The organism is Microbacterium sp. AR7-10, assembly GCF_001878835.1.
Classification (GTDB): Bacteria; Actinomycetota; Actinomycetes; order Actinomycetales; family Microbacteriaceae; genus Microbacterium; species Microbacterium commune.
In genome coordinates this window covers 1-6,656 of sequence record NZ_MJIR01000098.1, presented here as the reverse complement: position 1 = coordinate 6,656, position 6,656 = coordinate 1, and the positions used below count along the sequence as shown (strand labels likewise).

Annotated in this window: 6 protein-coding genes and 1 pseudogene; 4 read left to right on the top strand and 3 right to left on the bottom strand. The window is 70.7% G+C overall.

Features of this window, described 5'->3' with window-relative positions:
- Positions 1–116 precede the first annotated feature (116 nt).
- Both BFN01_RS13120 and BFN01_RS15540 read left to right on the top strand, forming a co-directional pair.
- Positions 117–3,824 carry an ATP-binding protein gene (locus tag BFN01_RS13120; RefSeq protein WP_071644788.1) on the top strand — a complete coding sequence of 1,236 codons (3,708 nt, stop codon included), beginning with the start codon at positions 117–119 and terminating at the stop codon, positions 3,822–3,824.
- Positions 3,817–3,993 (top strand): hypothetical protein, encoded by a 177-nt coding sequence (locus tag BFN01_RS15540; protein ID WP_177243872.1) that lies wholly within the window; start codon positions 3,817–3,819, stop codon positions 3,991–3,993. The genes BFN01_RS13120 and BFN01_RS15540 overlap by 8 nt, the downstream gene beginning before the upstream one ends.
- A 91-nt stretch (positions 3,994–4,084) precedes the next feature.
- Here BFN01_RS15540 and mscL read toward each other — a convergent pair whose 3' ends face one another.
- Genes mscL through BFN01_RS13105 form a run of 3 tightly spaced genes read right to left on the bottom strand, consistent with a single transcriptional unit; the run spans position 4,085 to position 5,401 of the window.
- Positions 4,085–4,495, bottom strand: coding sequence for a large conductance mechanosensitive channel protein MscL (gene mscL, locus BFN01_RS13115; RefSeq protein ID WP_071644787.1), 411 nt, complete (start codon positions 4,493–4,495; stop codon positions 4,085–4,087).
- 24 nt (positions 4,496–4,519) lie between these two features.
- Positions 4,520–4,792 (bottom strand): FmdB family zinc ribbon protein, encoded by a 273-nt coding sequence (locus BFN01_RS13110; RefSeq protein WP_071644786.1) that lies wholly within the window; start codon positions 4,790–4,792, stop codon positions 4,520–4,522.
- A 12-nt stretch (positions 4,793–4,804) separates the two neighbouring features.
- Positions 4,805–5,401: a 5-formyltetrahydrofolate cyclo-ligase gene (locus BFN01_RS13105; protein WP_071644790.1), complete on the bottom strand. Its 597-nt coding sequence runs from the start codon at positions 5,399–5,401 to the stop codon at positions 4,805–4,807.
- A gap of 81 nt (positions 5,402–5,482) precedes the next feature.
- Here BFN01_RS13105 and galU point away from each other — a divergent pair, with 81 nt between their 5' ends.
- Together galU and BFN01_RS13095 are read left to right on the top strand one after the other, a co-directional pair.
- The gene (gene galU / locus BFN01_RS13100) at positions 5,483–6,355 is read left to right on the top strand and encodes a UTP--glucose-1-phosphate uridylyltransferase GalU (RefSeq protein WP_225211362.1); all 873 of its coding nucleotides are present in this window, start codon (positions 5,483–5,485) and stop codon (positions 6,353–6,355) included.
- A 37-nt stretch (positions 6,356–6,392) separates the two neighbouring features.
- A pseudogene (locus BFN01_RS13095) lies at positions 6,393–6,656 on the top strand (GNAT family N-acetyltransferase); the annotation flags it as partial.

The following is a 6,656-nucleotide window of genomic DNA, read 5'->3' as shown; positions in this document are numbered from 1 at the left end:
CGCGACCGACGCGACCGGCGGATGCGCTGTGCAGGGAGATACGCGGGAGCAGGCGGAATCGTCGCGAAACGGCCGGGAATACCGCCGGTCGCGTCGGTCGCGCCTAGGCTTGCCGTGTGTGGCGACGAGAGGCGAAGGATGCTGAGCGCGCGACCCAGCCGGTCGCAGTGACGCTCGGCGATCTCAGCGACTCGTCGACAGGCGTCGGCATCGCACACGCGGCCGAGGAACGACGCACCACCCTGCGGGCGCAGGCGGCAGATCTGGGCGGGGCATCCCCGCTCATCAGCTTCGTCGACGCGCCCGAATCCGTCGTCGACATCTCCCGCGCCCATCCCGGCAGCCTGCCGCAGTTCATCACCGGCCGCTCCACTCTTCTCTCCAACCTGTTCCGCGACGAGGTGGGGCTGCGCACCGCGCGCATGGCGGCCGAGCGGATCACCGCGCGCAACACCGAGCTGCGCACGGTGCGCGGCATCGACGCCGTGCGCCTCGCGGTGGGGATCGCGCGATGGCGCATCGGCGGCGCGCAGTTCGCCGCGCCCGTGCTGCTGCGTCCCCTGGCCATCCGCCGTCATCACGCCGACTTCGAGCTGAAGCTGCACGGCCGCTTCGAGGTGAACCCCGAGCTGGTGCGCGTCGCGCGCGAGCACTTCGGGCTCGAGCTCGACCCGGTCGGCCTGGCATCCCTCGCGTACGACGGCGGCATCTTCAAACCGCAGCCGGTGATCGACCAGCTGCGGGCGCTGACCCGCTCGATCGACACCTTCGCGGTGAACCCGCGCCTGGTGGTGTCGACCTTCGCCGACGTCGCCGATGCCATGGTGCGCGACATGGTCGACCTCGACCATCCCGTGCTCAACGCGCTCGCCGGGCACGTCGGCGACCGCGAGCAGGTCACCGCTCCCCGCCCGCTGCCCGCCGCGGCCGGGCCGGATGACCGGGCCCCCGCCTCGGAGAGCCTTCTGCTCGACGCCGACTCCGAGCAGGAGGAGGTGCTCGCTCGCATCGCCGCCGGGCACTCCCTGGTCGTCTCGACGCTGCCGGGCACCGGGGGCACGCAGACCGTCATCAACGCGCTGGGCGCTCTCGTGCGCTCCGGTCGTCGCGCTCTGGTCGTCTCGGCTCGCAGGTCGACGCTCGACGGCGTCCGGCACCGTCTCGCCGGCGTCGGTCTCGATGCGCTCGCCGTCTCTCCGAACCGCGCCCGTCGCGACCTCATCACCGCGATCGCGCGCTGCGAGAAGGCCACGCAGCCGAAGGCCGCCGAACTCGACGAGGCACTCGTTCGTCTGCGCACCGTGCTCCGTGACTATCGCGGGGCGCTGGGCGAGCCGGTGGGGCGCACCGGAGCATCCGTCCTCGACGCCACCAGAGAGCTCGCTCGACTCGCCGCGCTGCCCGTGCCGCCGTCGACCGGGGCGCGCCTGTCGATGGACACGCTCGAGAAGCTCGCCGGAGACCGCAGCGATGCGGCCCAGGCCCTCACCCGTGCCGCCAAGCTGGGGGAGTTCCGCTTCGGCCCCGACGACTCACCCTGGTACGGCGTCAGCTTCGACAGCACTGAGGCCGCCCAGCACGCACACGAGCTGGCGGGGCGGCTGCACGGCTCGGCCGTGCCCTCGCTTCTCGAGCGCGGGTACGAGCTGATCGCCCAGACGAGCATGCGGCCGTTCGGCACGATCGACGAGCTCGGCGAGTACGTGCGGCTGCTGCAGGGCATCCGGGATTCGCTCGACCGCTTCAGCCCGACGGTCTTCGAACGCCCGCTCGGCGAGCTGATCCAGGCGCACGGCTCGCGCCGAGACGCCCCAGGTATGTCGTCGGCCAACCGGCGCAGGCTCAAGAAGCTCGCTCGCGAGTACGTCCGCCCCGGCGCTCACGTCTCGGAGATGCACGAGGCGCTGCTTCGCATCCAGCAGCAGCGCACGCAGTGGCAGCGCTACGTGGAGGCGGGGGTCGCACCGCAGGTTCCGCTCGGACTCTCCGATGTGCATGTCGCGTGGCAGCGGGTCTCGGCGGAACTGGCTGATCTCGATCGCGCACTGGGTCGCCGCGAGCCGCTCAGCTCCCTCCCCGTCGCGCGTCTCGTGCGCACCCTCTCCGGCCTCGCCGCCCGCTCCGCCGTGTTCGACAACCTCGTCGAGCGCACGCAGATCCGCGACGCGCTCGCCGGTCTCGGTCTGCGCCCACTGCTCTCCGATCTCTCGGTGCGTCACGTGCCGGAGGAGCGGGTCTCCGCCGAGCTCGAATTCGCCTGGTGGCAGTCGCTGCTCGAACGCGCTCTGCAGGACGACCGCTCGCTGCTCGGTGCCAACACGGCGGTCGTCGACCGCCTGGAGCGCGACTTCCGTCTCGTCGACGAGGCGCACACCGCGATGGCCGGCCCGCTGCTCGCCTGGAACCTGGCCAGCCAGTGGCGCATCGCGATCGTCGACGAGCCCGATCAGGCCGCGCACCTGCGTCAGGCGCTCAAGTCGGGTGAGGCCACCACCGCCGAGATCGTCTCCGCGGCCCCGGATCTCACGCGCGTGCTCGCACCGGTGTGGATCGCCTCGCCGTACGAGGTGCCGCTGATCCCCGAATCGGTCGAGTTCGACGCCGTGCTGCTGGTGGATGCCGCCGCCGTGAACCTCGCCGAGACGGCGCCGGCGATCCGCCGCGCACGCCAGATCGTCGCGTTCGGCGACCCGGTGACCCAGCGCCCCACGCCGTTCACCGTCGCCACGGTGCCCGACCCGGAGTGGGAGGCGGAGGTCGACTTCGATGACGTGTCGGTCTTCGAGCGTCTCGCCGAGCTCTTCCCCGTGATGACACTCACCCGCAGCTACCGAGCCGGTGGCGAAGACCTCGCCGAGCTCATCAACGACGCGTTCTACGGCGGCGAGATCGTGTCGCTGCCGTGGGCGGGGTCGTATCTCGGGCGCGGCAGCCTCACCGTTGACTACGTCGAGGGGGGAGTGGGCGCGCCCGACCCGGATTCGGGAGCTGTCGAGAGCCCGGATGCCGAGGTCGCCAGGGTGGTGACCCTCGCCGTCGAGCACGCGATCCATCGTCCGGCCGAATCCCTCATGGTGATCACCGCGAGCCGCAGGCACGCGGAGCGGGTGCGGGCGGCCGTGGCATCCGCCTTCGCCGGACGATCCGACGTCGCCGACTTCGTCAGCCGCGACACCGCCGAGCCGTTCGCCGTCCTCACGCTCGAGGAGTCCGTCGCCGAGAGCCGCGACCGCGTGATCTTCTCGCTGGGCTTCGGCCTCACCAAGCACGGCCGGGTGCTCAGTGACTTCGGCGACCTCTCCCAGCAGGACGGCGAGCGACTGCTCACCGTCGGGATGACCAGGGCGCGCCGCTCGATGGTCATCGTGTCGTGCATCCGCCCGTCTGCGTTCGACGAGGGGCGGCTGGAGCACGGCGCGTCGACCCTGATGTCGATCCTCGGCGGACTCGCCGCCCGCGGCCGCGACGCGCGTCTCGAGGATCTCGCCGACCCGCTGACCCTCGCTCTGGCCCGCGAGCTGCGCCGTCTCGGCGCCTCGGTCGACGTCGACTACCGCGGCCTGCTGCCGCTGGTCGCGCAGCACGACGGACGCGCGGTCGTCATCGAGTCCGATGCCGAGATGCGCGGCGAGTCGCTGCGCGAGAGCGTGCGCCTGCGCCCGCAGGTGCTGCGCCGGCTGGGCTGGCACTATGTGCGCGTGCACGCCTTCGACCTGTACAGCGATCCCGCCACCGTCGCCCGGCGCATAGCGACCGTGCTGGGGATCGATGAGGACGCGGTGCGCGCCGAGAACGACACCCAGCCCTTCGATCTCGATGGATGACGAACGTCAGCGGATCGTGCGCGTCGCGGGCGCGCGCCGCGCGAAGCTGACCCGCGTGGAAGGCACGACCTCCGAGCCGCACGTGAAGAGCGCACCCTCGGCCCCGACCGATAGCGAGCGCGGACCGAACGACGAGCGGATGCTGCGCGAGGTCCCGCCGCACTACTGAGATCCGTCGACCGCCGATCGGACGCCCGACTCGAACCAGTGGATCGGACGCCCGACCCGAACGAGCGGGGCGTCCGATCGACGGGACGCGATCAGCGGATGCCGGCGTCGCGACGCAGCAGGTCGCGGATCTCGATGAGCAGCTCCTGCTCGGTGGGCAGGGTCTCCTCCTCGACGGCCGGGTTCTTGGCGGCCTTGCGCTCCTTGTAGGTGTTCATCGGCACGACGAACACGAAGTACACGACCAGCGCCACGGCGAGGAAGCTGATCACGGCCGAGATCAGCTCGCCGATCGGGAAGGTCACCGGGTCGCCGTAGATGTTGTCGACGGTGAAGCCGAACTTGCCGGCATCGTCGGCTTTGAAGACCATCGCGACCAGCGGGGTGATGATGCTGGACACGACCGCGCTGACGATGGCGGTGAACGCCGTGCCGATCACGACAGCGACGGCGAGGTCGATGACGTTGCCCTTGGTGATGAACTCCTTGAATCCCTGGATCATCCGCTTACCTCTCACAGTGGGACCTCAGCTCGAGGCCGGGGTCGCCGCGGGCGCCGGGGTGGCGGCCGTCGACGTCTCCGCCTTCGATGATGCCGAACCCGAAGCCGGGGCGCCAGCGGCTCCTCGAGAGTCCGTGCGGTAGAAGCCGGAGCCGTTGAAGGTCACACCGACCGATCCGTACTGCTTGCGCAGCGCTCCGCCGCACTCCGGGCAGAGGGTGAGCGAATCCTCCGTGAAGGACTGCACGGCGTCGAAGCGGTGGTCGCACGCGGTGCAGGCGTAGGCGTAGGTGGGCATGGAATGCTCCTGTCAGTTCCGCGCGGGCGACAGGGTGATGGTCTGCGTCGGGGTGACGATGCCATCGACCGGCTGGTCGTGCACTTCGCGCGGCAGCGAATCGAGTACCTCGGAATCATAGATCACCGCGTACACGGGCGGGCGGCGCTCCATCGAGCCGAGGGTCTTGTCGAAGTACCCGCGACCCCAGCCGAGTCGCGTGCCGTCGCGGTCGACGGCGGCGGCCGGGATGAGCATCAGATCGACGTCGTTCACGGCGATGGGGCCGAGCACCTCGCCGGTCGGCTCGGGCAGCCCGAACAGTCCCTCGCCGACCGGGGCGGAGTCGTCGGCGACCGCCCAGTCCAGAAGCCCGTCGGCGCGGCTGATCGGAAGCAGCACCCGGATGCCGCGTCGCACGGCGGCCTGCACGAACGGCATGGTGCCCGGCTCGGTCGTGGTGGAGAGGAAGCACGACACCGACCGCGCTCCGTGCGCGTCGAGCAGGGCGTCGAGCTGGGCGGCGAGTCCCGCGGCCGCCTCGTCGCGCTGCGCCTGGGACAGGATCTGACGGCGTTCGCGCAGTTCGGCGCGCAGCGCGCGCTTCTGCTGTTCTGCTTCGCTCCGCATGCCCCGATCATACGGGGGCGGGTCCGCCATCCCGCCGGTCGGGGAAGGGAGCCGGCCACTAAGCTGAGCGGCATGCGCACCATGAAGGCGGTGATCCCCGCTGCGGGCCTGGGAACCAGGTTCCTGCCGGCGACGAAGGCGATGCCGAAGGAGATGCTCCCTGTCGTCGACAAGCCGGCCATCCAGTACGTGGTGGAGGAGGCCGTCGCCGCCGGGATCCAGGACATCCTGGTCATCATCGGTCGCAACAAGAACGCGATCTCGGATCACTTCGACTCGGTGCCCGAGCTGGAGGTGCGCCTGCAGGAGAAGGGCGACCACGGGCGCCTCGAGCGGGTGATGAAGTCCAGCGATCTCGCGGACATCCACTTCGTGCGGCAGGGGGAGCCGAAGGGGCTCGGTCACGCGGTGCTTCGTGCGCGCACGCATGTCGGCGACAGCTCCTTCGCCGTGCTGCTCGGAGACGACCTCATCGATGAGCGGGACCCGCTGCTGACCGAGATGATCGCGACGCACGAGCGCACCGGCGCTGCCGTCATCGCGCTGATGGAGGTCGACCCCGGTCAGATCCATCTCTACGGCGCTGCCGCCGCGGTCCCGACCGAGACCGAGGGTGTCGTGCGGGTGGACGGCCTGGTCGAGAAGCCGTCGCCGCAGGACGCTCCCTCGAACCTCGCGGTGATCGGTCGCTACGTGCTGCCGCCCGCCGTCTTCGACATCCTCGAGCGCACCGAACCAGGCAAGGGCGGCGAGATCCAGCTGACCGATGCCCTGCAGGATCTCGCCGCCGACCCGGCGGGCCCCGGCGTGGTGGGCGTGGTCTTCGGCGGACGGCGCTACGACACGGGCGACCGTGCCGACTACATCAAGGCGATCGTGCAGCTCGCCACCGACCGCGACGATCTCGGCGAGGAGCTGCGCCCGTGGCTCAAGCGGTTCGCAGCCGATCTCTGATCGGGAGGAGACGATGTCGAACGACATCCTGCCCGTGATGCGGTACGGGTCTGTGAGCCTGCGACTGGTGAGACCGCGCGACGCGAGGGTGCTTCAGCGCGAGCTGCTCGAGAACCGCTCCTGGCTCCAGCCCTGGGAGGCGACCATCCCCGGCGGCAGCGGGGGCTTCGACATGAGGGCGGCGATCCGTCGGCTCCTGCAGCAGCATCGTGACGGCGCCGGGTATCCGTTCGTGATGGAGTACGAGGGAGAGGTCGCGGGGCAGCTCAACATCTGGGGTGTCGCGCGGGGGTCGCTCGCC